General features: G+C 71.4%; 20 protein-coding genes and 1 tRNA gene. 8 read left to right on the plus strand and 13 right to left on the minus strand.

Going from position 1 to position 25,332, the window contains the following annotated elements:
• Nucleotides 1-77 precede the first annotated feature (77 nt).
• Nucleotides 78-1,307, plus strand: a complete 1,230-nt coding sequence (locus ACMCNN_RS26840; protein ID WP_412743268.1) for a glycosyltransferase — start codon at nt 78-80, stop codon at nt 1,305-1,307.
• 21 nt (nt 1,308-1,328) lie between these two features.
• Here the strand turns inward: ACMCNN_RS26840 and ACMCNN_RS26845 are convergent, their stop codons facing one another.
• The 6 genes from ACMCNN_RS26845 to ACMCNN_RS26870 all read right to left on the minus strand — a co-directional run bounded on the left by ACMCNN_RS26845 (nt 1,329) and on the right by ACMCNN_RS26870 (nt 8,343).
• Complete coding sequence (locus ACMCNN_RS26845) at nt 1,329-2,420, minus strand: DNA glycosylase AlkZ-like family protein (RefSeq protein WP_412743269.1); 1,092 nt, start codon at nt 2,418-2,420, stop codon at nt 1,329-1,331.
• A gap of 51 nt (nt 2,421-2,471) precedes the next feature.
• Nucleotides 2,472-3,083, minus strand: a complete 612-nt coding sequence (locus tag ACMCNN_RS26850) for a GNAT family N-acetyltransferase (RefSeq protein WP_412743270.1) — start codon at nt 3,081-3,083, stop codon at nt 2,472-2,474.
• A gap of 109 nt (nt 3,084-3,192) precedes the next feature.
• Nucleotides 3,193-4,623, minus strand: a complete 1,431-nt coding sequence (locus tag ACMCNN_RS26855) for a glycosyltransferase family 2 protein (RefSeq protein WP_412743271.1) — start codon at nt 4,621-4,623, stop codon at nt 3,193-3,195.
• Between the two features lie 25 nt (nt 4,624-4,648).
• Nucleotides 4,649-5,908, minus strand: coding sequence for a HEAT repeat domain-containing protein (locus ACMCNN_RS26860; protein ID WP_412743272.1), 1,260 nt, complete (start codon nt 5,906-5,908; stop codon nt 4,649-4,651).
• Nucleotides 5,909-5,935: 27 nt separating this feature from the next.
• Entirely contained in the window at nt 5,936-7,969 is a 2,034-nt protein-coding gene (locus tag ACMCNN_RS26865; RefSeq protein WP_412747281.1) for an ATP-binding protein, read from the minus strand.
• Nucleotides 7,969-8,343: a response regulator transcription factor gene (locus tag ACMCNN_RS26870; RefSeq protein WP_412747282.1), complete on the minus strand. Its 375-nt coding sequence runs from the start codon at nt 8,341-8,343 to the stop codon at nt 7,969-7,971. The genes ACMCNN_RS26865 and ACMCNN_RS26870 overlap by 1 nt, the downstream gene beginning before the upstream one ends.
• Before the next feature lie 291 nt (nt 8,344-8,634).
• Here ACMCNN_RS26870 and cutA point away from each other — a divergent pair, with 291 nt between their 5' ends.
• Nucleotides 8,635-8,967, plus strand: a complete 333-nt coding sequence (cutA, locus tag ACMCNN_RS26875; RefSeq protein ID WP_412743273.1) for a divalent-cation tolerance protein CutA — start codon at nt 8,635-8,637, stop codon at nt 8,965-8,967.
• 20 nt (nt 8,968-8,987) lie between these two features.
• Here cutA and ACMCNN_RS26880 read toward each other — a convergent pair whose 3' ends face one another.
• Both ACMCNN_RS26880 and ACMCNN_RS26885 read right to left on the minus strand, forming a co-directional pair.
• On the minus strand, nt 8,988-9,476 hold the full coding sequence (locus ACMCNN_RS26880) for a GNAT family N-acetyltransferase (protein WP_412743274.1): 489 nt from the start codon (nt 9,474-9,476) through the stop codon (nt 8,988-8,990).
• Between the two features lie 57 nt (nt 9,477-9,533).
• Nucleotides 9,534-9,606 (minus strand) — tRNA-Arg (locus ACMCNN_RS26885).
• A gap of 169 nt (nt 9,607-9,775) precedes the next feature.
• Here ACMCNN_RS26885 and ACMCNN_RS26890 point away from each other — a divergent pair.
• On the plus strand, nt 9,776-11,395 hold the full coding sequence (locus tag ACMCNN_RS26890; RefSeq protein ID WP_412743275.1) for a glycoside hydrolase domain-containing protein: 1,620 nt from the start codon (nt 9,776-9,778) through the stop codon (nt 11,393-11,395).
• Between the two features lie 69 nt (nt 11,396-11,464).
• Here ACMCNN_RS26890 and ACMCNN_RS26895 read toward each other — a convergent pair whose 3' ends face one another.
• The 3 genes from ACMCNN_RS26895 to ACMCNN_RS26905 form a co-directional block, all read right to left on the minus strand.
• Entirely contained in the window at nt 11,465-12,295 is an 831-nt protein-coding gene (locus ACMCNN_RS26895; RefSeq protein ID WP_412743276.1) for a hypothetical protein, read from the minus strand.
• Complete coding sequence (locus ACMCNN_RS26900; RefSeq protein ID WP_412743277.1) at nt 12,295-12,918, minus strand: TetR/AcrR family transcriptional regulator; 624 nt, start codon at nt 12,916-12,918, stop codon at nt 12,295-12,297. Before ACMCNN_RS26900 ends, ACMCNN_RS26895 begins: the two co-directional genes overlap by 1 nt.
• Before the next feature lie 63 nt (nt 12,919-12,981).
• Nucleotides 12,982-14,892 carry a glycoside hydrolase family 5 protein gene (locus tag ACMCNN_RS26905; protein WP_412743278.1) on the minus strand — a complete coding sequence of 637 codons (1,911 nt, stop codon included), beginning with the start codon at nt 14,890-14,892 and terminating at the stop codon, nt 12,982-12,984.
• 219 nt (nt 14,893-15,111) lie between these two features.
• Between ACMCNN_RS26905 and ACMCNN_RS26910 the strand changes: the two genes are divergently transcribed.
• Together ACMCNN_RS26910 and ACMCNN_RS26915 are read left to right on the plus strand one after the other, a co-directional pair.
• The gene (locus ACMCNN_RS26910) at nt 15,112-16,440 is read left to right on the plus strand and encodes a hypothetical protein (protein WP_412743279.1); all 1,329 of its coding nucleotides are present in this window, start codon (nt 15,112-15,114) and stop codon (nt 16,438-16,440) included.
• A 228-nt stretch (nt 16,441-16,668) separates the two neighbouring features.
• Nucleotides 16,669-17,562, plus strand: a complete 894-nt coding sequence (locus tag ACMCNN_RS26915; RefSeq protein WP_412743280.1) for an alpha/beta hydrolase — start codon at nt 16,669-16,671, stop codon at nt 17,560-17,562.
• A gap of 40 nt (nt 17,563-17,602) precedes the next feature.
• On the opposite strand, the gene ahcY is transcribed toward ACMCNN_RS26915, so the two are convergent.
• Entirely contained in the window at nt 17,603-19,063 is a 1,461-nt protein-coding gene (gene ahcY, locus ACMCNN_RS26920; protein WP_412743281.1) for an adenosylhomocysteinase, read from the minus strand.
• Nucleotides 19,064-19,532: 469 nt separating this feature from the next.
• On the opposite strand from ahcY, the gene ACMCNN_RS26925 reads away from it, so the two are divergent.
• Both ACMCNN_RS26925 and ACMCNN_RS26930 read left to right on the plus strand, forming a co-directional pair.
• Nucleotides 19,533-21,161 carry a diguanylate cyclase gene (locus ACMCNN_RS26925; protein WP_412743282.1) on the plus strand — a complete coding sequence of 543 codons (1,629 nt, stop codon included), beginning with the start codon at nt 19,533-19,535 and terminating at the stop codon, nt 21,159-21,161.
• 141 nt (nt 21,162-21,302) lie between these two features.
• The gene (locus ACMCNN_RS26930; RefSeq protein WP_412743283.1) at nt 21,303-22,256 is read left to right on the plus strand and encodes a zinc metalloprotease; all 954 of its coding nucleotides are present in this window, start codon (nt 21,303-21,305) and stop codon (nt 22,254-22,256) included.
• 89 nt (nt 22,257-22,345) lie between these two features.
• Here the strand turns inward: ACMCNN_RS26930 and tkt are convergent, their stop codons facing one another.
• Nucleotides 22,346-24,442 carry a transketolase gene (gene tkt / locus ACMCNN_RS26935; RefSeq protein WP_412743284.1) on the minus strand — a complete coding sequence of 699 codons (2,097 nt, stop codon included), beginning with the start codon at nt 24,440-24,442 and terminating at the stop codon, nt 22,346-22,348.
• 355 nt (nt 24,443-24,797) lie between these two features.
• On the opposite strand from tkt, the gene ACMCNN_RS26940 reads away from it, so the two are divergent.
• Nucleotides 24,798-25,316, plus strand: a complete 519-nt coding sequence (locus tag ACMCNN_RS26940) for a hypothetical protein (protein ID WP_412743285.1) — start codon at nt 24,798-24,800, stop codon at nt 25,314-25,316.
• Nucleotides 25,317-25,332: the final 16 nt, after the last annotated feature.

Below are 25,332 nucleotides of genomic sequence, written 5' to 3' on the forward strand. Positions count from 1 at the left end.
CCCAAACCGAAGATGCTCACAGGGCGGGCACAGCATCGGCACACTCGGGGCAAAGCACCGCGGCCGACTGTTCAGGCATGAGCCTTTCGACGCTTCCCTCCGCCGCGGCCACCACCACGCCGCTGACCACTCCCGTACTCGACGTGGTCGTCCCGGTCTACAACGAGGAGATCGACCTGGAGCCGTGCGTACGGCGCCTGCACGCGCATCTGGCCGATCAGTTCCCGTACCCGTTCCGGATCACGATCGCGGACAACGCCAGCACCGACACCACCGCGGACGTGGCGGCCCGCCTGTCCGCCGAGCTGCCGGACGTCGTCGCCGTACGGCTGGCCGAGAAGGGTCGCGGGCGGGCGCTCAAGCATGTGTGGACCCACTCGGACGCCGCGGTGCTGGCGTACATGGATGTGGATCTGTCGACCGACCTGGCCGCGCTGCTGCCGCTGGTCGCGCCGCTGATCTCTGGTCATTCCGACCTGGCCATCGGCTCCCGGCTCTCGCGCGGCTCGCGGGTGGTTCGCGGCGCCAAGCGCGAGTTCATCTCCCGCAGCTACAACCTGATCCTGCGCGGCACCCTGGCGGCCCGGTTCTCCGACGCCCAGTGCGGCTTCAAGGCGATCCGCGCGGACGTGGCCGAACGGCTGCTCCCGCTGGTCGAGGACACCGGCTGGTTCTTCGACACGGAGATGCTGGTGCTGGCGGAGCGTTCGGGGCTGCGCATCCATGAGGTGCCGGTGGACTGGGTGGACGATCCGGACAGCCGGGTGGACATCGTGTCCACCGCGATCGCCGACCTCACCGGCATCGCCCGGCTGGCCCGCGGGCTGGCGTCGGGCCGCCTTCCGGTGGCGACGCTGCGCGAACAGCTGGGCCGCAATCCGCTGCCGGTCGCGGGTGTCCCGGCGGGGCTGACCGGTCAGCTGCTGCGCTTCGCCGCGGTCGGCGTGGCCAGCACACTCGCGTACCTGATGCTGTACGCGTTGCTGCGGGTCGGGGTCGGGCCGCAGGCCGCGAACCTCATCGCGCTGCTGGTGACCGCGGTCGCCAACACGGCCGCGAACCGGCGGCTGACGTTCGGGGTACGCGGCGGCCGGCGGGCGTGGCAGCACCAGGCGCAGGGGTTGCTGGTCTTCGCGATCGGTCTGGGGCTGACCAGCGGCGCCCTGGCCGTGCTGGACGCGGCCGGCGCAGGGGCGCCACGGGCGGTCGAGCTGGCCGTACTCGTGACGGCGAATCTGGTGGCCACCGGCGTGCGGTTCCTGCTGATGCGCGTCTGGGTCTTCCGCGCCGCCCGCGCGGAGGGCTGACCGCGATGAACGAACGCCCGCTCACGTGTATCGCACGGTCGCCTCGGGCACGGCCCGGGCTCGGGCCACGGCGGCCGCCTCGGCCTCGACCTGCTTGCGGGCCGACGCGCTCAGCCCGCCGAACGGGGTGACCGTCAGCTCAACCCGCTTGGCCGCCATTTTGGCCCGCCACACCCCGGCGATCTCGCCGTCGAGCAGCAGGGCACCGGGGTTGCCGAGCACCCGCCACACCTCCCGCTGCTGTTTGCGGTCGGGCACGAGCACGTCGCGGTCGCGGGCCTGCAGCAGGGCGTCCATCGGGGGCAGCAGCCGCACGCCGGGCACGGCGGCGGCCTTGCGCAGGGCGGCCACCCGATCCTCCGGCAACCACACGGTACGGCCGTCCACCCGCACCTGGGCCAGCCCGTCCGGCCAGACGGTACGCAGTTCAGCCGTGGTGCTGCCCAGGTACTTGGCGACCGCCGCGGGGGCGGCCGGACCGAGCAGCCGCAGATACGTCGTGATCAGCTCACCGATGCCCTCGTTCTCGGTCGGATGTCCGGGCCAGTCCGCGATCGGCGCGAGCATGGCGTCGCGCCCGCGGGACTCGACCCGTACCCCGCCCGCGAGCCCTGCATGCTGGAACACCGTCCCGGCGATGTGCCGGGCGCCGCAGGCCCGGCAGTCGTAGGTGAGCGAGCGCGGCACCCGCGCACTGACGCGAGTGCTCACCTCGCCCCGCGGCATCGTCTCGGTGACCACCTCGCGGAACGCGTCGGCGGTGGCCACGAACGCGGCCACCCCCAGCTTCATGCCCTGGGAGATCTGCCCGCTGGTGATCCGGGCGGTGGCGTCCGCGTCGCTGACCGGCCACAGCTGGGCGGCCAGCGTGCGCAGGTCGGCGCGCCGGTGCAGGTGCGGGGCGCCACGGGCGGCCCACACCATGACCAGCCGGTCGTCGTCCAGGTTCGCGGTGGTACGGGCGGCCAGCGCCACCCGCGCGGAGTCCGGCGTGTACTCCTGCACCCCGAGGTCGAGCACGGGCAGGTCGGCGGGGCGCTTGCGGCCGCGCGCGTCCAGTCCCAGGGCGCCGACCCGGTACGCCATCGCCTGACCACGGTCGACGTCGAGCATGACTGCCTCCAGTGGGCCGCGACGCCGGGCCCGGAGCCGGGTCGCGGAGGTTCAGGTGCGCCGACCGTATCGCCGGGCGGCGACGTTGCGCAGCCGTTCCAGCCGACCGGGGCCGCGGGCCACGACGAGTTCCCACGTGTCGAGGCTGCTCGGGCCGTACGGGCCCTCCTGCAGGATCGGGGCCTCGCCGGTGAGCTGGTACTCGCACCGGCGGGCGACCGCGGTGCTGGCGGTGTTGCCGGGGTCGATGCGCAGCAGCAGGCGGCGCAGGTGCAGCGTGTCGTGCCCGTACCCGGACAGCAGTGACAGTGCCCGCGTCGCGAGCCCGTGTCCGCGGTGCTCGGCGCCCACGAGGTAGCCGAGTTCAGCCTCGCGCAGGCCGGCGTCGACGCCGAAGAGCAGCACCTCGCCCAGGGGACGGCCACCGTCCACGGTGATCGCGAGCTGGATCCGCTGCCCGGTGATCCGGCCCTGGTGGGCGCGCTTGAGGTAGGCCACGCCCGCCTCGGTGTCGAACGGCGACGGCATCGGCGTCCACCGTGCGACGTCCGCCTCGTCGAGCAGGGCGATGAGATCGTCCAGGTCCTCGGAGCGCCATTCGCGCAGCGCGATGCCCTCGCCGGTCAGGCTGATCGGATAGGGCAGGCGGCCGAGCGTGGTCATTTCCCGATCCTGCCCGTAAAGACCCGGTTCCGGCCAGTAGGGACGGCCCGGATCGGCGTGAATGAGCGCTCACGTTCATCACCTGACCGGGAAGATCCACCCGGCCGGGTCAGCCGGTGGGCGTGTTGAACCCGGAACGGGTCATCCGGCCCCAGCTCGCCTCCTTGCCGCGCCACGCCTGCCACGCGCCGCGGACCTGGAAGACCGCCATGGCCTGCCGGTACCCCAGGCTCTCCAGGAACGCGGCGACCAGGCCGCGGGAGATGTCCGCCCACCGGGGATAGCGGTGGAACGACACCTCCTCCAGCAGCAGCGCCGCCATGCTGACCAGGATGCCGTAGCCGTACGCGGCCAGCGCGAACCGCCAGGCGAAGTCGATGTTCACCGCGCCGACCAGCAGGCCGAGCGGGATCAGTACCAGGGCCAGCATCTCCACGAACGGCGCCAGCAGCTCGAAGATCACGTAGTACGGGAGCGCGACGAGCCCGACCCGCCCGTACCTCGGGTTTCCGATCATGCGGCGGTGCTCCCGGAGGACCTCGGCGAGGCCGCGATGCCATCGCCGCCGCTGGCGGCCGAGGACCCGCAGGGTCGAGGGCGCCTCGCTCCAGCAGACCGGCTCGGGCACGAACACCAGCCGGTAGTCCGCCCCGGCCTCGCGCTGCGTCCGGTGCAGCCGGACCACCACCTCGGCGTCCTCACCGACGGTGTCCAGCGACATCCCGCCCGCCTTGACCAGCAGGTCGCGCCGGAACAGGCCGAACGCGCCCGAGATCACGACCAGGCCGCCGATGCGGGACCAGCCGGTGCGACCGGTGAGGAACGCGCGCAGGTACTCGACGACCTGGATGCGGACCAGCCAGCGGCGGGGCATCCGCACCTCGACGACGCGGCCGCCGACCACCTTGCAGTCGTTGGCGATGCGGACGACGCCGCCGGAACCCGCGACGCGCAGCGGATCGTCGGCGAACGGCTTGACCGCCGCCAGCAGCGCGTCGTGGTCGAGCACCGAGTCGGCGTCGATCATGCAGACGAGGTCGTTGCGGGCGAGGTTGATGCCCACGTTCAGGGAGTCGGCCTTGCCGCCGTTGACCTTGCGAGCCACCACGAGGGTGTCCGGCTCGGTCCGGGAGACGTGCACGGATCGTACGGCGCCCCGGTGCGGCACGTCCCCGGCCACCACGTACGGCAGCTCGACGAGGTCGAACTGTTCCCGCAGACGTTCGAAGGTGTCGTCGGTCGACCCGTCGTCGATCACCACCACCTCGAAGCGCGGGTAGCGCAGCGCCAGCAGGGCCTGGATCGCCGGGACGATGACCGGGCCCTCGTTGTGCGCGGGCACGAGCAGCGACACCGACGGGGACAGCGGGTTGCGGAACAGGTCGTCGGTCCCGGCGACGGGGGCCCGGCGCAGCGACTTCGCGAAGTCCAGCGCCGCCAGTCCGATCAGGGCCAGATAACTGCTGTTGATCAGTACGAAGTACGTGAAGAACAGGTGGTCGAAGAGGGAGACCACGGACCGCACCAGCTCGCTGTCCACGCCGCTCCCCGTCCGAGTCCGCCGGTCACCGGCGGGTGGAGCCGGTGCGGACCGCAGGTGTGGCCGGCGCCGGGCGGGCCGCCGGGGCGGTCAACGCGGCCAGCGCCAGCGCCTGGCGGGCGTGCGCCACGGGCACCGGGGGTGGCTCGTCCCCGAGCCCGACGACGGAGTCGCCCGCACCGGCGCCCTCCATCGCGACGGCCCCGGCCGTGCCGGCTGCGGCGCCGACCGGCTCGGCCGTGCTGGCGACGGCGCCGACCGGCTCGGCCGTGCTGGAAACGGCGCCGACCGGCTCGGTCGCGGTGGCGTCGGCGATCGCGGTCAGGTGGGCCAGGCCGGCCGGGCCGATCCGGCGCAGCGCCTGCGCGGCCTCGTGCGCCACCGGGTACGCCGGATCCGCCAGCAGCCGCGCCAGGTCCTTCCCGGCGGAGGCGGCGCCGATGTCGCCGAGCGCCCGGGCGGCCGCGGCGCGCAGCGTGTCGGGGTTTCCTGGCTCGGTGGCCTCCAGCAGCGGCGCCACCGCGGACCGGCCACCCAGCCGGCCGAACGCGCGCACCGCGGCCAGCCGCACGTCGTCGTCCGCCTCGCCGTGCAGGAGGTCGTTGATCACCGAGACGGAGCCGGTGGCCCCGATCAGGCCCAGCGCGTCCAGCGCGGTCGCCCGGACCAGCGGCTCCGGCTGTTTCAGCGCGGTCTCCAGGGCGGGCACGGCGCCTCTGCCGATCCGGGCGAGGGCGTGGGCGACCAGGTGGGCGGGCACCGGCCGGGTGAGCGCGGCCAGCAGCGGACCGGCCGCCGCGGGTTCACCGATGGCGCCGAGGGCGCGGGCGGCCACCACCCGTACGTCGGGTTGCCGGTCGTCGAGCAGGGCGCAGATCTGCGGGACGGCGTGCAGGCGGCGCAGGTGGCCCAGGGTTTCGGCGGCGCGGGCCCGGCGTACCGGGTCGGAGCTCTTCAGTTGCGCCAGGGCGCGGTCGCCGACGCCGCGCCGTTCGAAGACGTCGGTGAGGGCCCGGTGCGCGTCGCCGCGTACCTTGCCGAGCAGGTCGACCGCGACCGGCTCGACGGCCTGCCACGCCCGGGGTGACAGCGCCAGCAGCTCGTCGGTGCCACTCTCCCCGCTGTCGGCGACGAATGCCAGCAGGGCCTTGCGCGGGGCCGCGGCCAGCCGGTCCTGGCGGCGCTGTCGCAGCGTACGGATGACCCGGACCAGCGCGGCGACGCCACCGAGGATGGCGATGGCACCGGCCAGCACGAGGATGGCGACGGTCACGACGGTCTGCATTATGGGCGATGATATCCAGCTTTGACGCTATTCATCCGGAGTTCGGGATTCCTCCGCCGCCGCCATGTCGCGGGGCAGCCGTACGGTGAAGGTGGTCCCCTCCCCCTCCTCCGTGGCCACCGTGATCGTGCCGCCGTGCCGGTCGACGATGGCGGCGACGATCGGCAGTCCGAGGCCGGTGCCGGAGATCTCGCGCCGGGTGGCGTTGCTGGCCCGGAAGAACCGGGTGAACAGGTGGGGCACCTCGTCGGCGGGGATGCCGATGCCGGTGTCCCGCACGGTGATCAGGATGTCGCTGCCCTCCGCGCGGGCGCCGACCGTGACCGTCCCGCCGTCCGGGCTGAACTTCACCGCATTGGACAGCAGGTTCATCATGATCCGGTCGAGCTGATCCGGGTCGCCGCGCACCGGCAGCGGGCCCTCTGCCGCGCGCACCAGCGTCACACCCGCCTTCGCGGCCGCCGGTTCGAACGCCAGGCAGGTCGTGGCCAGCAGGGCGCTCACGTCGACCGGCACCGAGTCGAGCGTGAAGGCGTCCGATTCGATGCGCGACACGATGAGCAGGTCCTCGATCAGCGACCGGAGCCGATCGGCGTTGCGCTCGATCACCCGCAGCATCCGCTCCTGCCCCGCGGTGAGCGGACCGGCGTCCTGGTCGAGCAGCACCTCCAGGTACCCGGTGACGCTGGTCAGCGGGGTGCGCAATTCATGCGAGACAGTGGACAGGAACTCCGTCTTCGCGGCGTCCACCTCCTGCAGGCGGGTGACCAGCCGATGTTCCTGCTCGAACAGGCGCGCCTGGGTCAGGGCCCGGGCCATCGCACCGGCCACCAACGTCACGAACTGCACATCGAACGGCGTGAACGCGGACCGGCCCGCACGCCGTACCACCGTGACGTGGCCCGCCGGGACCACGCCCTCACCGAACGCCAGCGTGATCACCGGACCGGCACCGGCGGCGCGCAGCGCGACCCGCTCGGCCTCCGGCGGCGTCGCACCGCTGTCCGGGACGGTGGCCGCGACGAACGCCCCGTCGTCCGGCAAAGCCCAGTCCACCGGCGTCCGGGTCAGCGCGGCCGGATCGCCCACGGCGTCCGGCGCGCTCCAGACCTCGACGATCGCGTCCTCGCTGTCCGACGGCGCCGCCATGATCACCACGTGGTCGGCGCCCAGCAGGTCGCCCAGCCCCCGCGCGGCGGTGCTCAGCGCTCCCGCCCGGGACATGTGCTCGCGGATCGCCACGGCCAGCCGCTGGGACTTGTCCAGGATCCGGCGTTCCTCGAACTCCTGGCCGGCCGCCTTGTTGACCGCTGCCGCGACCGCCATGATCTCCACCGGCGCGCCGGTGACGGCGACCCGCACGTCGCTGCGGCCGCAGCTCTGTTCACCGACCGCCGCGGCGACCTGCCGGAGCGGGCTGGTGATCCGGCGGGTCACGACGGACCCGACGAAGGCGATCACCGCCATGCCCAGCAGGGTCAGTCCGGTCAGGCCGACCAGCGCGGCGACGTTGAGCCGGTTGATGGTCCGGAACAACCGCACGGCCCGCTCCGACAGGCGCTGGTCGATCGCCTGGCTGGCGGCCACCGCCTGCGCGTACCGGACCTGCGTCGCGGCCACCTCGCCACTGCTGGGGCGTACGCCCGGCGCCGCGGCGATCTGCGGATCCGCCAGCCCCCACCAGTTCTGGCTGTTCTCCTGGAGGGCATTGACGTGCGCCACATCCTGGGGGCTGGCGAGCCGGCTCAGCCGGGCCAACGTCGAGTCGAAGTCAGACCGCGCGGTCTGGTAGGCCAACCGATATGCCACCTCGCCGGTGAGCTGGTAGCCGTACAGGGCCAGCGTGGCGCGGGCAAGGGTCGCGCGCACGTCCAGGTTGGCCGTGCGCGTCCGGGCCAGGTCCACGAGCTGCCGGTTCGCCGTGCGGTACGCCGGCCCCGCCGCGATCACACCGACCGTCCCGCCGATGACGATCACGGCGACCAGGGCTACGAACGCCCTCTTCAGCAGCCCGGCCACGGTGACCGGACGCTGCTGGCGCCGGCGCTGCGCCGGCATCATCACGTCTGCGCCCTGCCCAGCATGGTCTGTACGCGGGACACCAGCTCGCGCGGGCTGAACGGTTTCGTGACGTAGTCGTCCGCGCCTGCCGCGAAGCCGTGCTCGACGTCCTGCTCCTGCGCCCGGGCGGTCAGCATGAGGACCATCGTGTCGGCGATCTCCGGGTCGGCCCGGATCATGCGGCACACGTCGATGCCCGACAGCCCCGGCATGGAGATGTCGAGGATCGCCAGCGTGGGATGTCGCTCGCGGACCGCCGCCAGGGCCTGCGACCCGTCCTCGGCGGTGATCGCCTCCACGCCGAGCTGTTCGAGCTTGAAGATGACGAGATCGCGAATATCAGCGTCGTCGTCGGCCACCAGCACCAGAGTCATCGCACTCACCGAACCTCGTCGCCTCGATGGACCCGGGGAGGGTCATGACCGTGGAGGTCGCAGGCCGGGCCACCCCGCACCCGGCCGTCCGAGGTTGGTCCGTATGGAGGTCGGGCCGGCGAAGCGGCACCTTGGCCAGAATAAAGGGGGCATTACCCGGTTGCGGAGCTTTCACCCTGATCATCCCCCTTATTGGTGGGGTGAATCCCGGCCGTCGCCGCGGTGCCCACTCCGGCCCATCGACGTGCTTCCGGGAGGATGGCCGCATTCCAGCGACGCGGAGGTTTCGACGTGACCGACTACCGGTACGCCCAGGCGGTAACGACCATCGATTCCCGTGCGGCCGCGGAGGCCCTGGCCCGGAGCGCGGTCGAGGCACGGGTGGCCGCCTGCGCCCAGGTGTCCGCTCCGATCCACAGCACGTACCGGTGGCGGGGTGCGGTAGAGAACGCCGAGGAGTGGAAGATCGTCTTCAAGACCACCGCCGAGCGCTATCCGGCACTGGAACGGCACATCCGCGAACACCACGGCTACGAGGTGCCGGAGATCGTGCTGCTGCCGATCCTCGCCGGGAACCCGGCGTACCTGTCGTGGATCAGCGAGGAGACGGCACCGCCGGTCTGATCACTGTGGAGCGTCGGGCGCTAGAGCGGAAGTGTGTGGTGGAACCGGCGGTAGTTGTCGAAGGTCGCCACCACCTCGAAGCCGAGCCGTTCCAGCAGCGCGTCGCTGCGGACGTTGCCATGGGTCACCCCGGCGAAGACATCGGTGCCGTGCAGTTCCGTGCCCGCGTACTCCAGCAGCGCGGCCACGGCGGTGGTGGCGACGCCGCGGCCGGTGGCCTCCTCGCTGAGCCAGTAGCCCAGGCCGTACTTCGGCGGGTCCACCGGCACGAGGTCCACCCGGCCGACGAGTTCACCGTCGAGATACACGCCGAAACGTACGGGCACCTCCACCGGCTCGGCGAACAGCTCGGCGAACTCCTCGACCCCGGCGGCCACCTCGTCCTGGTAGTCGCCCAGCTTGGTCAGGTGGGCGGCGTTGCGCTGAACCAGCTCGTGATATTGGGCCGCATCCTCGCCGCGCAGTTCCCGCAGCTCCAGTCCCGCGACCGCGGTCGCCAGCACCTTCATACCCAGAGGCTATGGGGCCACCGCGCGACGCACTGCCGCTTCAGACAACCCGGATTGTGGCCCAGGCGCGATTCGAACGCGCGACACCCGCTTTAGGAGAGCGGTGCTCTATCCCCTGAGCTACTGGGCCCTCGGGTGAGGGTACCAGCACGCAATTCGGGCACCCGGTCGAGCACAGCCGCCGCCGACGCGAACGAGTTTCATCCTTTCACCCCACGGAGATCGTCCGTTCGGTCCTGGACATCGCCCATGATCTTTTGTTTTCCTCGGGGGTCCCGCCCGGCTCGAGAAAGGCTCACATGCGCATCCTGGCGCCGTCGCGTCGCAAACTGCTGGTCCGCGCGGTGTTCGGGGTGGCGACCGTACTGCTCTCCACGGTCCTGTTCCAGGCCGACGCGGCGACCACGACCACGGCGCCGAGCTGGAGCACGGTGCAGCCGGGCGCCTTCGCGGGCGAGGCCTTCGACGCGTGCACCGCGCCGTCGAACGCGACCATGGCGACCTGGCGGTCGGCGTCGCCGTACCGGGCGGTGGGCATCTACATCGGCGGGGTCAACCGGGGCTGCACCCAGGCCAATCTGACCGCCGACTGGGTCCGGACCCAGGTCACGGCCGGATGGCACCTGCTCCCCCTGTACGTCGGTCCGCAGGCGTCCTGCACCAAGGCCACGAGCAAGAAGAACCTGATCGACAACGCGAAGGCCGCGGCGCAGGGCGCGGCGGCGGCGCGGGACGCCGCGGCTCAGGCCCGGTCGCTGGGCCTGGCGGCGCAGAGCCTGGTGATCTACGACATGGAGGCGTACGCGTCGACCGACGCCGACTGCCGTCGCGGTGCCCTCGCCTTCATGAGTGCGTGGACCGCCACGCTGCACGATCTCGGCTACCTGTCCGGCTTCTACAGCAGCATGGGCTCGGGCGGCGCCGACCAGGTGGCCAGCTACGCCGCGCCCGGTTACGTCCGCCCGGACTACCTCGACTTCGCGCGCTGGGACCAGATCTCGACCACCACCGACCCGGCGATCCCCGCGGGGTACTGGACCGGGCACCGGCGGATGAAGCAGTACCGGGGCGGGCACACAGAGACGTGGGGCGGCGTCACGATCAACATCGACAACAACCTCGTCGACTTCGCGCCGCTGCCGTCCGCCAGGTTCGCCGACTTCAACCGCAACGGCTGGTCGGACGTGCTGGCGCGGACCACCAGCTCGGGCAACCTCTTCGTCTACCCGGGCAACGGCACGTACCTCGACGTCAACGCCCGCCGCAGGGTCAGCGGTGGGTGGGCGAAGTTCAACGCGATCGTGCGGATCGGCGACCTCAACCGCGACGGGTTCGAGGATCTGGTGGCCCGCAAGGGTTCCAACGGCTACCTGTACCTCTACCCCACCACGAGGACGGGTGGCCTGGGCAAGCCGAAGCTGCTCTCGAAGAGCTTCGCCAAGATGCGCGAGATCACCGCGATCGGCGACCTGAACCGGGACGGCTACCCGGACCTGGTCGCCGCGCAGACCAGCAACCACAAGCTGTACCTGTACCCCGGCAAGAAGGGCACGACGTTCGGCACCCGCACGGTGATCGGCGCCGGCGGCTGGCAGACCATGTCGGAGCTGGCCGGGGTCGGCGACTTCAATCGCGACGGCTACCCGGACATGGTCACCAGGGTCACGTCGACCGGCGAGCTGTTCCTGTATCGGGGCATCAAGGGCGGTGGCCTGACCCGGCAGGCCAGCCTGGGCAAGGGTTTCCAGGCCTACCGGGATCTGGCCGGCGTGGGTGACTTCGACCGGGACGGGTTCACCGACCTGGTCGCGGTGCAGAAGTCCAACGGCGCCCTCGTCGTGTTCGCGGGCACCGGCAAGGGGTTGCGCCCGGCGGTACGACTGGCGGCCGGCTTCGGCGGCCGGTCGCCCCTGCTCTGATCCGCTGCCAGTTCCACGGTCGGGCCGGGTCGCGCGCGAAGGCCCGTCCCGGCAGCGGCCGCTTCTCCGTCACGCGTCGACGGTGAGGCCGTACCCCGGTACCGGATTCACGGCCGTGTCGGCACCGGCCACGAACGGCCGGGCCAGCAGACCGCCGAGGCCGCGGGGATGCAGCACACCCACCACGAGTACGGCCACGGCGATCGGGCCGGCGACGGGGCCGAGCCACGTGAGCAGCACGGCGGCGGCGATCGCGGTGCCCAGACCGAGGCCGAAGACGGCCAGCAGCAGGAGCCCTGTCATCCGGATCCGGCCCGGCGCCGGAGCGTCGCCGGTACGCAGTCCGCGCGCCCACCAGCTCGACTGCATCCACAGCAGCAGGGGCACCAGGACGACGCCCATGGCGTACAGGGTCAGGGCGACGTCGCTGCCGAGGAACGCGACGGGGTCGAACCGGCCGGAGCGCCAGTCCTCCGGGGTGGCGGCGAAGAACCTGCGGTACCCGGCGCCGTCCCAGCCGTACGCGAGGATGAAGAACATCGCCAGATAGCCGAGCGGCATCTGCACCCAGGACAGGTAGTGGTGACCGCGCCGCCACAACGTCTGCGCGACGACGTAGCCGAGCACCCCCTGCGTGATGTTGGTGATCGCGAACACCGCGACCAGCCAGCCGGGCAGGTCGGTGTGCGTGGCCGCCGCGTGCATCGTCTCCCAGCCGGGGAAGCTCCACAGCAGCCAGATCCCGCTCGGCGCGAACACGCACCCGAGGAACAGCACGGTCGCGGAGAACCGCCGGTCGGCCAGCAGCTCGCGGGCGGGTTCGCGCAGGGATTCGCGGGCGGCTGCGGCACCGCAGCCGGCACCGATCGCGTACGACCAGAAGACGTCGACCTGGACCATCAGGAGTCCTTTCCGGGGGTGGGGGCGGCGAGGCCGTCGAACATCAGGGTCACGACGGCCCGGATCCACGCGTCGCGCAACTCCAGCGCGCGCGGGTTGCGGGCCACCTGGGCGGCGCCCTCGAAGACCATGCCGTTGACGACGCGGGCGGTGACCTCGATGTCGAGGTCGGGGCGCAGGAAGCCGCGTTCGACCCCGTTGCTCAGGTACGCGGCGGTGAAGTCCGCGAACCGTTCGAGGGCGTCCCGGTGCCGCCCGCGCAGGTCGTCGTCGACGGTGGCGAGGTCGAAGAAGACCAGCCGGCCCAGGGCGGGGTCGGCGGCGAACAGTTCGTACAGGCGGTGGCCGATGCGCCACACCTGGGCGCGGTACTCGTCGAGGGTCTCGGTGGCGTCGGGCAGTTCCGCGGCGACCACCTCGGCGATGCGGCCCAGCGCCCGGTCGAGGACGGCCGAGGCCACGTCGCGTTTGTTGCCGAAGTACCGGTACACGGTGCCGTGCCCGATGCCCAGCTCGACGGCGAGGTCGGCGATGCCGGCGGCGGCGTAGCCCTTGCGGGCGAAGACGGTGTGCGCGGCGTCCAGGATGGCGTCGCGACGTCCGGGTTCAGCGGTACGTGCCATTGATGAATGACACATCATTCCGGAATCCACGTCAATACCCGTCGATGAACCTCCGGGCGAGAATCAGCGCAGGCTGCGGCAGTACAGGGCGTCCGGCGTCCGCGACGATCCGAACCGCCCCGTGTACGCGATCCCCGCCACGTACTCCTGGCTGCCGCACTGGCCCTTGTACCGGCCGTACGCGAAGTCACCGCCGTCGGCGGGCCGGTTGTCGCCCCGGTCGAACCAGACCGTGCGCCCGGCCGCGCCCAGCGCGGTGCCCGACGCCGCGCACAACGCGCTCGACATCGCGGCGCCCCGCACGGCGTAGCCGACGACGAAGGACCCGGCCGGGCACTGCAGCTTCGTGTAACCCGACGCCCAGTCGTTGCCCGGCTGGACATACCGCTCGTCGGTCACGACCGTGTACGCCCCCGACGGCGCCCACAGGTCGGCGGCCGTCACGTCGGTGCACAACCCGCGGTTGCCGGTGTGCGCGAGGCCGATCAGCCGCTGCCCGTCCGGGCAGGCCGCCTTGCGCGCGCCGGAATCCCAGTCGGGGCGGGCCCGCATCCGCAGCGACTGGACGAAGTCGCCGTGATCGGGACTCAACATCTGCCAGCGCGGCACCGGATCGACCGGCCCCGTCCGGCCCGCGAAGCCCACCAGCCGCGCCCAGGCGTCGGCCCGCCAGTCGCCGCCGCTGAACACGTCCGCCCGGCGCCCCGAACGGTCCCAGAACAACAGCCCCCAGCCGTTGTTGCCGCGGTTCTCCAGCCACCCCACCAGCGGCCAGTACGCGAAGTCCGCGTCCGTACGAACGAGATAGTCGACGAAGTTGGTGAACCAGTCGCGCGAGATCTGCGGGGCCGACGGGTTGCCGTCCGCGCCGAACTCGCTGATCCACACCGGTGCGGTGAAGTGCTGGCCGCTCTCCGCCGCCACGTAGAACGCCTGCTGGTACAGCACGTCGTACAGCTGGTCGCGGCTCAGGTCGCGGTAGCGCGGGTCGCTGGTCTCGCCGACGCCGGTCGCGCCGCTGTGATTCGGCCCTGTGTAGTCGTAGAAGTGGGCCGAGTAGACCAGCTTGCCGGAGACCACGAGCGTGTGCGACAACGACCGCACCGGCGTCAGTGTGGGGCGACCGTGCGGGAAACCGTCGACCGGAATCCCGGTCCAGTTGATGCCCTCGACGATGATCAGCAGGTTGGGGTTGGCCTCCTGCAGGATCCGGTCGCCGGTCCGCTGCGACGCGGCGAACCAGTCGTGGTCGTCGCCCAGACCCCAGTTCGGGTCGTCCCAGACGTTACGGCGTACCTCGTTGTAGAGGTCCGCGCCGACCACTCGTCCGTTGTCGCGGTAGCGGCGGGCCATGAACAGCCAGTCGTCCTCCCACACCGACGTCGCCTGGCTCGCGTTCCACCGTTCGTTGCCGTCGACGCCGCAACACCAGCGGGTGGTGTTGGTGTGATTGTTCAGAATCACCGCGATGCCCGCATCGGTCAGCGCGGCGACCACCGCGTCGTACACCCGCAACGGTGTCAGTCCGCGCCATTGCGGATTGGCGGCCACCGCCGCGTCGGTCACCGGCTGCTGGTCGTGCACCATCTCGTTGGAGAACGGCAGCCGGACGCTGTTGACGCCGACCTGCTGGAAACCGGCGACGATCCGGTCGATCGGGGCCCGGTCCAATCCCAGGGGGATGCGCCCGGAATTCTCGCCCGCGTGATGGTTGGCGTCGTCGTTCACGTCGCCCGAGCCGTTCCACGTGCCGCTCGCGCCGTGCCAGTTGCCCGACCGCAGCTTGAACCGCTGGCCGGTGGCATCCACGATGTAGCGCCCGCGGGTGCTCAGCGGCGGCGTCCATCCCGCCGTGGCCGCGGCGACGTGCGCCGCTGGTGGCCCGCCCGGGTTTGCCGGCGCCGGCGCCGACCAGGGCGCCAGTACGGCGAGAATCGCGGGAATCACCAATGACCGGACAGTCCACTGACCCATGGCCAACATCCTCGCGGACAAGAATCGACGGGGATGCATGTCTATCACGCCGTGCGTGGATAACGAAGAGATTCACCCGCAGACAGGTGAGCTAACCTCAACTCTCACCGAACGGGTACATTGGCGACCCTCACCAAACGTCGGTACGGTCGGCGTCATCGCCTCTCGGGGGAAGGCACTCAGCGCGCGGGCTCAATACCCATTCCCCGAAGGACTGTCATGAACAAGTACACCATCACCATCACGCCCCACCACGACGACGGCATCACCACGACGCTCGTCGTCGGCACGGCGGACGGCCACGTCCGCATCACCGATGTGCACCTGCATGCCGCCGAGGGCCTCACCGGCGAACGGCAGATGCCCAACGTCGACGTCGGTCTGCTGCTGCAGGCGATCAGCGCCGTGGCACCACAGCCGGGGCACACCCTCACCGGTGGAGCAGAACCGACGGCCTCCGCCATCGGCGCCGCCGCACCGGCCACCGCCGAGGACGCGGCGTTCACGCCGGACGCCGCGGCACCGGCCGACGCCGCCGCGCACGCCGTTCCCGCCGAGGAGCCGGCCGTCGCCGAGCCGACGCCCGAGACCGGAACGGCGACGCCGGTGGCGGAAGTGGTCGGCACTCCCGTGTCCGCCGAGGAGCCCGCGACGTTCGCGGACGCCGCGGATTCCGGCACACCGGCCGACGAACCCGCGGCGGCGCCGCAGACCGACGCGATCGGCAGCGCGGCCAGGACCCGGCGCGGCAGCACGCGGACCGCGGCGGGTGCGACGAGCCGGCGAAGCCCGGCGAAGAAGGCGGCCCGTAAGTCGGCCGCGCGCGGCACGACCGCGCCGGCAACCGCCGAAGCCACGACGACGAGCGCCAACGGCACACGGCCGACCGCCAAGTCCACCACGTCCGCGCGGCGGACGGCCAAGGCCACAAAGGCCACGGCGACCACGCGGCCGACGGCCAAGGCCACGAAGAGCGCGGCCAGGACTGCACGGCCGAGCGCCAAGGCCACCAAGGCCACCGCGAAGACCGCACCGTCGACCACCAAGGCCACCGCGACGACCGCCGCGAAAGCCGCACCGCCGACCGCCAAGGCTACAAAGGTCGCCGCGAAGACCACACGGCCCACCGCCAAGGCAACGAAGGGCGCCGCGAAGGCCGCGCGACCCACTGCCAAGGCCGCTCGACCCACCGCCAAGGCCACGAAGACCGCAGTGAAGACGGCGGCGAAGACCGCGCGCCCGACGGCAACTGCCGCCTCGAACGGCACGCCCGCGAAGACCACCACCCGCGGTACGGCCCGTAAAGCGACAGCGAAGGCGACGGCGGGTGGTGCCGCCCGCAAGACGGCCGCGAAAGCCACCGGACGCGGTGCGACGGCGCAGCCGGCCGGGCGGGCGTACCGGCGGGCGCCGGAGGATCTGGCCGCAGTGCAGAAGCGGCTGGGCAGCACCTCCGCGGTGGCCGCCCACTACGAGGTGCCGAGGCACACGGCGGCCGGTTGGGTGCGCCGGCTCCGCTCCGCCGCAGCGAGCGGTGGACGGGGCTGATTCACCCACGGTTGACGGTGACCGTCCGCGCGGACGGTCACCACCCCGTCGGCGGCGACGCTCCCGCAATGAGCGCCGCCCGCAATGAGCGCAGTCCGCAGTGGGCGGCGTCACCGGTCGGTGGACCGGGCCGGGTCGATAGGCTGGCGCGAGACCTGTTCCGGGCGTTCCGGCGGTGGCCGTCATCGGCTCCGTGGCGTTGCCCGCTGACGAGGAATGCGAGCGCCCATGCCTCCGTACCCGCGGGCCGACGCGGCCACCGCGACGCAGTCCGGCGCGGCGTTGACCCGCGAAGCGCTTGCGGCGGCCCGGCAGAGCATGGTGGACGCCGTCGGTGTCGAGGTGGGTGACATCGCACCGGCCGCGGTGGAGCGCGACGTCGACGCGGACGGCGTACCGTGCCGCCTCTACCATCCGGGCGGTGCGCTCGCGCCGGTGGTCGTGTATCTGCACGGGGGCGGCTGGGTGATGGGTGGATTCGAGACCCACCACGGGATCTGCCGTCGGCTGGCCGCCCTGTCCGGCTGTGCGGTGCTGGCGGTCGACTACCGGCTGGCGCCGGAACACCCCCATCCCGCCGCCCTGGAGGACGCCGAGCGGGCCGTCCGGTGGCTGTACGACGGCGGCGCCGCAACGCTGGACGTAAGCACGCAACGCGTGGCGATCGCCGGTGACTCGGCGGGCGGGCATCTGGCCACCGTCGTCGCCCGGCGCGCCCGCGACCACGGCCGCCCGTACGCATGCCAGGCGCTGGTGTATCCGGTGATCGACCCGGACATGAACTACCCGGACGCGGGCGACGACGACCTCGGCGCCGACGAGATGCGCTTCTACTGGGACGCGTACGTGCCCGGGGAACGGACCGGCCCGGACGTGTCACCGCTGCGGGCGGATCTGGCCGGGCTGCCGCCCACCCTGATCGTCACGGCCGGGAACGACGTACTGCGCGACGAGGCGGAACGCTATGCAGCCCGCCTCACGGCGGCGGGTGTGCCGACGATCGCTGTGCGCTATCTCGGTGTGGGCCACGGCTTCTTCCGCAAGATCGCGAAGTTCGACGCCGCGGAACCCGCGCTGCACCAGGTCGCCACGACGCTGCGGACGGCGCTGTCCGGCCGGTGACGGGTGCCGGTGCGCCGCAGCGGCGCACCGGCGACACTCGTCAGTACCGGTAGTGCTCCGGCTTGTACGGGCCCTCGACGTCCACGCCGAGGTACTCCGCCTGCTTCTTGGTCAGCGTGGTCAGCCGGACGCCGAGCGCGTCCAGGTGCAGCCGGGCGACCTTCTCGTCCAGGTGCTTCGGCAGCACGTAGACCTGCTTGTCGTAGTCGCCGGGCTTGGTCCACAGCTCGATCTGCGCGATCACCTGGTTGGTGAACGAGTTCGACATGACGAAGCTCGGGTGGCCCGTGGCGTTGCCGAGGTTCATCAGGCGACCCTCGGAGAGCACGATGATCGCGTGCCCGTCCGGGAAGCGCCACTCGTGGACCTGCGGCTTGACCTCGACCTTCTCGATGCCCGGCACCTTGGCGAGGCCGGCCATGTCGATCTCGTCGTCGAAGTGGCCGACGTTGCCGACGATGGCGTTGTGCTTCATCGCGGCCATGTGCTCGACCGTGATGATCTCGGTACCGCCGGTGGTGGTGATGAAGATGTCGGCTTCGGACACCACGTCCTCGAGGCGGGCGACCTGCATGCCGTCCATCGCCGCCTGCAGCGCGCAGATCGGGTCGATCTCGGTGACCACGACGCGGGCGCCCTGGCCCCGCAGCGTCTCGGCAGAGCCCTTGCCGACGTCGCCGTAGCCGCAGACCACGGCCAGCTTGCCGCCGAGCATGACGTCGGTGGCCCGGTTGAGGCCGTCGACCAGCGAGTGGCGGATGCCGTACTTGTTGTCGAACTTGCTCTTGGTGACCGAGTCGTTGACGTTGATCGCCGGGAAGAGCAGCTCGCCGGTCTTGGCGAACTTGTAGAGCCGGGCCACACCGGTGGTGGTCTCCTCGGTGACGCCCTTGATCTCGCCGGCGATCTTGGTGAACCGCTGCGAGTCGGACGCCAGGCTGCGGCGCAGCGTGTCGAGGATGATCGTGTACTCGTGGTTGTCCTCGGCGGTGGTCGCGGGGACCGCGCCGGCCGCCTCGAACTCCACACCCTTGTGTACGAGCAGGGTGGCGTCGCCGCCGTCGTCGAGGATCATGTTCGGGCCGAGGCCGTCACCGAAGTCGAACAGCTGCTCGGTGCACCACCAGTACTCCTCCAGCGTCTCGCCCTTCCAGGCGAAGACCGGGGTGCCGGACGGGGCCTCGACGGTGCCCTCGGGGCCGACCACGATCGCGGCGGCGGCCTCGTCCTGGGTCGAGAAGATGTTGCAGGACACCCAGCGCACCTGCGCGCCGAGCGCGACCAGCGTCTCGATGAGTACGGCGGTCTGGATGGTCATGTGCAGCGAGCCGGCGATGCGCGCGCCACGCAGCGGCTGCGCGGCCTTGAACTCCTCGCGGATGGACATGAGGCCGGGCATCTCGTGCTCGGCGAGGCGCATCTGGTGCCGGCCGAAGGCGGCCAGCGACAGGTCGGCCACCGCGAACTGGACCCCGTTGATTTCTTGCAGCTTGGCGCTCATCGCGTCCCTTCCATGTGTGCCTGATCCGGTCGGACCGGCCCTGGGCTTCCACGTACCGGGAGATGCGGAAAGGGCACCTCCGATAAGGAGGCGCCCTTGGTGATTCGTCAACCGTGAGCCGAGCGTGGCGGACCTGGTCCGCCCTAGCGGCTCCAGTCCGTCGCAGCGCCTCTCGACCCCGGCCTGCGCCCAGCGTGGCGCAGAGTTCTCACTGCGTTGCGAGATTAGACGCGCCGCGGGCCGACTGTCAATCGAACCGCACGCTCCGCGCTCGCTCACGGTAGCGATGTGACCACGATCTCGTGATCCCGGTGGGAGTGGTGTGCACGGCTGTGAACGGTGGGGCGATTCGGGACGTACCCAAGATCGGGCTCCGCCCGGAAGCCTCATGTCGCCCGCGCACGCGTCGATGAGCGCCCCGGACCGGCGTGCGGTCCGCGGGTGGGAGCTATCCAGGGGAGGCAGCGCGATGGACGTGTCGGCGACACACCGGCCGCTCACCGCACCCACCCCTGACGACAGCTCCGCGTGCATCATGGCCACCTTGGCCGCGCAGCTCGACGAGCTGGAGAAGACCGGCCCCTACGACGTCGACGGCACGCTGCCGCGGGTCGTGGCGCTGGAGGAGGCGGCCACGGCGGCCGGCGCGGAGATGCTGCTGTGGCGGGCCCGGCTGCTGCGCGCCGACCTGCTGGACCGCCGCAGCGTGCTGGCCGACGCGGTGAAGCTGCTGTGGCAGGCCGAGGCGTGGGCCGCCGACAACGGCTGCCGCCCCCTGCTGGCGCGGGCGCACATGCTGCTGGCCCGGACCCACGTGACGATGGGTGACCTGAGCGCCAACCTCGATCACATGATCCAGGCGGTGGACGCCCTGGACGAGAGCACGAAGCCGGCGCTGCACATCTCGTATCTGGTCAAGCTCGCCGACGCGTACGCCGACAGCGGTTCCATGCCGGAGGCACGGGAACGGTACGAGCAGGCCGAGCAGGCGGCGATCGAACTGGGCGACGTCAGCTGCCGCACCATGGCGCTGAACAACTACGCGTACAAGGAATGCACGCTCGGCGACGCCCGCCACGCCCAGCTGGTGCTGGCGCGGCTGCGCGCGGTGAGCGAGGCGTCCGGCTGGGAGCTGGACTCCTCGGAGCTGGACACGTTCGCACACGTCGAGCTGCGGCTGGGCGACTACGACGCGGCCGAGCAGATGGCCCGCCAGGCCCTGGCCCGGTACGCGACGGAGAAGGAGGAGTGCGACGCCGAGGCGGAGATCCTGCTGACCCTCGCCACGGCCCAGCGCTGCCGTGGCGACCTGGTCGCCGCGCAGGCCACCCTCGACAAGAGCCGGCAGTTGTGCGAGACGCACGGCTTCCGCCTGCTGGCCGTTAACGCGCTGCACGAGCAGAGCGAGCTGTACGCCGCCGCCCGCGACTTCGAGCGCGCCTTCGCGACGATGCGCGAATACCACCTCGCGGAGAAGGAACTGCACTGCGAGCAGCGGGAGGCGCAGGCGCGCAACCGGCAGGCCGTCTTCGAGGTCAAGGAGGCCCGGCGGCAGGCCGAGACGTTCCGGGAGCAGGCCCGCCACGACCCGCTGACCGGGCTGAAGAACCGGCGTTCGGTGGACGAGCGGTTGCCCGCGCTGCTGGCGCAGGCGCAGACCGACGGTACGGACGTCGCGGTCGCCCTGCTCGACCTCGACCACTTCAAGCGGGTCAACGACCTGCGCTCGCACGGCACCGGCGACCGGGTACTGGTCGCCGTCGCCGAACTGCTGGCGGGCGTCAGCACCGGGCCGTCGGGGTTCGTCGCCCGGCTCGGCGGCGAGGAGTTCCTGATCGCCATCACCGGTACCGACCTGGCGAGCGCTGCGTTCCGGCTGGAGGATCTGCGCCGCACGGTCGCCGACCACCCGTGGGCGCAGATCACCGGCGGGCTGCCGGTGACGGTGAGCGTCGGCGTCACGGCCGCGACTCCGGCCTGCACGCCCTCGACCGTGCTGGCCCGCGCCGACGAGGCGCTCTACACGGCCAAGGGCGAGGGCCGCAACCGGGTCTGCATCGACCGCGCGGCCAGCGGGCCGACCTTGAGCCAGCTTTGATCATCGCTTGAGTCTGCGCTGAGCACCGCGTCCGACAGGAACAGTGATCACGGCGAACGTGCGCACCGCACGGAGCGTCGCCCGCGACACTCGTCACGGAGCGGCAGGCCGGCGATCCCGAACCACGGAAGGGCGCAGACTATGCACAGGAGTTGGACTCAGCGGCTGGCGATGCTGACCGGTGGAGCCGCGATGGTGGTCGCGTCCGGTGCGGCGTCCGGCGTGGTCGGCCCCACTACTGCGCTGGCGGCCTCCCCCGCCGTCCAGGCGTGTGCCGCGGACGCGCCCACTCAGGCCCGCCTGGCCCGCGGCAGCAGCGCCAAGGACCCGGAGCTGTACGGCACCAGCGACGCGAAGGCGTACGAGGGCCTGAAGAACTCCAAGCGCCTGCCGAACGGCAGCGTCACCGTCCCCGTCGTCTTCCACATGATCTCCGACCACGCGTACAGCCCCGCCGAGAAGGCGCGGTGGCAGACGATGATCGCGGCCCAGATGACGGTGCTGAACAACTCGTACTCGGGCAAGACCGCGAAGGACGCGTCGGACACACCGTTCCGGTTCCGGCTGACCGATACGACGTGGACGGTCAACAGCGCCTGGTACAACATCAAGCCGGGCAAGGCCGAGAAGGCCATGAAGACGGCGCTGCACACCGGCAACGCCCGCACCCTGAACGTGTACGCGGCCAGCATCGCCGACGGCGTGCTCGGCTGGTCGTACTTCCCGAAGAAGGTCACCACCAAGGGCCGCGACTTCATGGACGGCGTCGTGATGATCGGCGAGACGATGCCGGGCGGCACCGCGGGTGACTACGCCCAGGGCGACACCCTGACCCACGAAACCGGGCACTGGCTGGCGCTGGAGCACACGTTCGAGAACGGGTGCAAGAAGAAGGGCGACCACGTCGACGACACGCCGGCCGAGGCGGTCGCGCAGTTCGCCTGCCCCGAGGGCGCGGACACCTGCTCGGCGCCCGGGCTCGACCCGATCCACAACTTCATGGACTACACGCAGGACTCCTGCATGAACATGTTCACCCCGGGACAGGCCAAGCGGATGAGCGACGCCTGGGTCGCTTTCCGCGCCAACGGCTGACCGGGCCGGGCCCGCACCGGCGCCGCAACTCCGGTGTACGGCCTTACCGAAACATCCGCCCCGCGTCCGCGGGGCGGATGTTTCGTATGTCAGCCGTGGTCCGGGGCGCTGACCGAGGAGCCGTTCCCCCGGTGCCGCGCGATCTGCTCGCGTGCCTTCTGCACCACGGCCTCGGGAGTGAAACCGAACTTCGTCTGCAGTGACTTCAACGGCGCGGACTCGCCGAACGTGGACATGGCGACGATCGCGCCCTCGGTGCCGACGTACCGTTCCCAGCCGAACGCGGACGCCTGCTCGATCGCCACCCGGGCGGTCACCGCGGGCGGCAGCACACTCTCCTGGTACTCCTTCGACTGGCGGGCGAACAGCTCCCACGACGGCAGGCTCACCACCCGGCAGCGGACCCCGTCGCCGGTCAGCTCCTCGTACGCGGCGACCGCGAGCGACACCTCGCTGCCGGTGGCGATGAGGATGACCTCGGGATCACCGCCGGACGGATCGGCCAGCACGTACGCGCCACGGGCCAGGCCGGAGGCGGGCGCGTACTTCGTCCGGTCGAGGGTGGGCAACGCCTGCCGGGACAGCACCAGCGCGACCGGCTCGTGCCGCAACGGCATGAGGAACCGCCACGCCTCGGCGACCTCGTTGGCGTCACCGGGCCGCAGGTCGATCATTCCCGGCATGGCCCGCAGCGAGGCCAGGTGCTCGACCGGCTGGTGGGTGGGCCCGTCCTCGCCGACCCCGATCGAGTCGTGGGTGTAGACGTGGATCACCGGCAGTTCCATCAGTGCGGAGAGCCGTACCGCGCCGCGCTGGAAGTCGTGGAAGATCAGGAACCCGGCCTGGTACGCGCGCAGCTTCGACAGCGCCAGCCCGTTGGCGACCGCGGCGGCGGCGTGTTCGCGGACCCCGAAGTGCAGGTTGCGCCCGTCGTACCCGCCGGGCTCGAAGGAACCCGGTCCCTTCAGCAGCGTCTTTGTCGACGGTGCGAGGTCGGCCGATCCGCCGAGCAGCCACGGGACCCGGCCGGCGACCGCGTTGAGCACCCGCCCGTTGGACTCGCGGGTGGCCAGACCCTTGGGGTCCGCGTCGAAGGTGGGGATGTCCGCGTCCCAGCCGTCCGGCAGGGTGCGCTTCTGCATCCGGTTGAGCTCGTCGGCCAGGTCGGGGAACTGCTGGGCGTACGCGGCGAACTCGGCCTCCCACTTGTGCCGCAGTTCGCCGCCGCGCGCCGCGACGCCGTTCGCGAAGTGGGTGTAGACCTCCTTCGGTACGTGGAAGGCGGGCTCGGTGGGCCAGCCGTAGAACTGTTTGGCCGCGCGTACCTCGTCGACGCCGAGCGGTTCGCCGTGTGCGGCGGCGGTGCCCTGCTTGGTGGGGGCGCCGTACCCGATGTGGCTGTCGACGATGATCAGGGTGGGCCTGTCGTCCTCCTGCCGGAACACCGTGTACGCCCGGTCCAGCATCGCCAGGTCGTTGGCGTCGCCGACCCGGGTGACGTTCCAGCCGTACCCGATGAAGCGGGTCGCCACGTCGTCGGTGAACGCGAGGCCGGTGTCGCCCTCGATGGTGATCCGGTTGTTGTCGTAGATCCAGCAGAGGTTGGCCAGCCGCAGGTGACCGGCGAGGCTGGCCGCCTCCTGGCCGACGCCCTCCATCATGTCGCCGTCGCCGCAGACGGCGTACACGTCGTAGTCGAACAGGTCGAAGCCGGGCCGGTTGTAGCGGGCGGCCAGCCAGCGCTCGGCCATCGCCATGCCGACGCTGGTGGCGATGCCGGTGCCGAGCGGCCCGGTGGTGGTCTCCACGCCGGAGGTCCACCGGTACTCGGGGTGGCCCGGGCACTTCGATTCGAGCTGCCGGAAGTTGCGGATGTCGTCCAGGGAGACCGCGGGTTCGCCGATCGTCTCGTAATCGGCGTTGACCGCCTTGACGCCGGACAGGTGCAGCAGTGAGTACAGCAGCGTGGAGGCGTGTCCGGCGGAGAGCACGAACCGGTCCCGGTTGGCCCAGATCGGCAGCTCCGGGTCGAAGCGCAGGAACCGCTGCCACAACGTGTACGCCACCGGCGCCAGCGCCATCGGGGTGCCGGGGTGCCCGGAGTTCGCGGCCTGCACCGCGTCCATCGCGAGCGTACGGATCGCGTTGATCGACAGTTGGTCGAGTTCAGCCGAGGTCGCCGTCATGACCGTAGTCTCCATCCGGCCACCCGGTCATGCATACGTTTCAGCCAGTTCGTCCGCTATCCCAGAAGTAAGGCCGCCCTAACTTGATCATGCAGTACCGGCCGGGCGGTCCGCGCCGACGGGGCGCCGATCCGCGCCCGTCCTTTGTGGAGAAACCGCGCCTGAGCAGTAGCGACAGCCGTCGGCGACCATGGCGTCCGCCGACCGCGACGAAGTCCTCTCTGGACGATCCACACCGCCCTGTCGGATCAAGGACCTCGCGCTGATTTCTATAGCATTGCCCCCTTTGCGCCCTCACCCTGGAGACCCAGCGCCCGGCAGGGGGGCCGCGGCGCCGGAACCGAGGGGGATCGCAATGTCCAGGCTCGCCAAGATTGTCACGGCAGTCGCCGCGTCCGCGGCCGTCGTGCTCACCGGTACGGTCGCGCACGCCGTGATCACCGGTCGTGTCGGCAGTTTGACCGACCAGCAGCGCTACGTCCACCAGACGGACGCCTGGTCGACCGGCGCCGCCGCGTTCGTCAACGTGCCCGGCGCCACCACCACGGTCGTCGTGCCCGGCGGCACCAGCAGGATGCTCGACGCCCGCTTCAGCGCCGAGTCGTTCTGCGCGGGCGGCGGCTGGTGCTCCGTACGCATCATCGTGATCCGGTCCAACGGCACGTTCTTCGAGCTCGACCCGGTCGTGGGTACCGACTTCGCGTTCGACTCGGGCAGCACGTCCGACAACTGGGAGAGCCACGCCATCGAGCGCACGTCGCCGTTCCTGCCGGCGGGTACGTACCGGGTGCAGGTGCAGGCGGGTGTGGTGGCCGGGGCGACGTCCGTACGCCTCGACGACTGGACCCTCGCCGTGGAGCGCGTCCGGCCGTAATCACTGACGGGAGGTG

The organism is Krasilnikovia sp. MM14-A1004, from assembly GCF_047159485.1.
Lineage (GTDB): Bacteria > Actinomycetota > Actinomycetes > Mycobacteriales > Micromonosporaceae > Actinoplanes.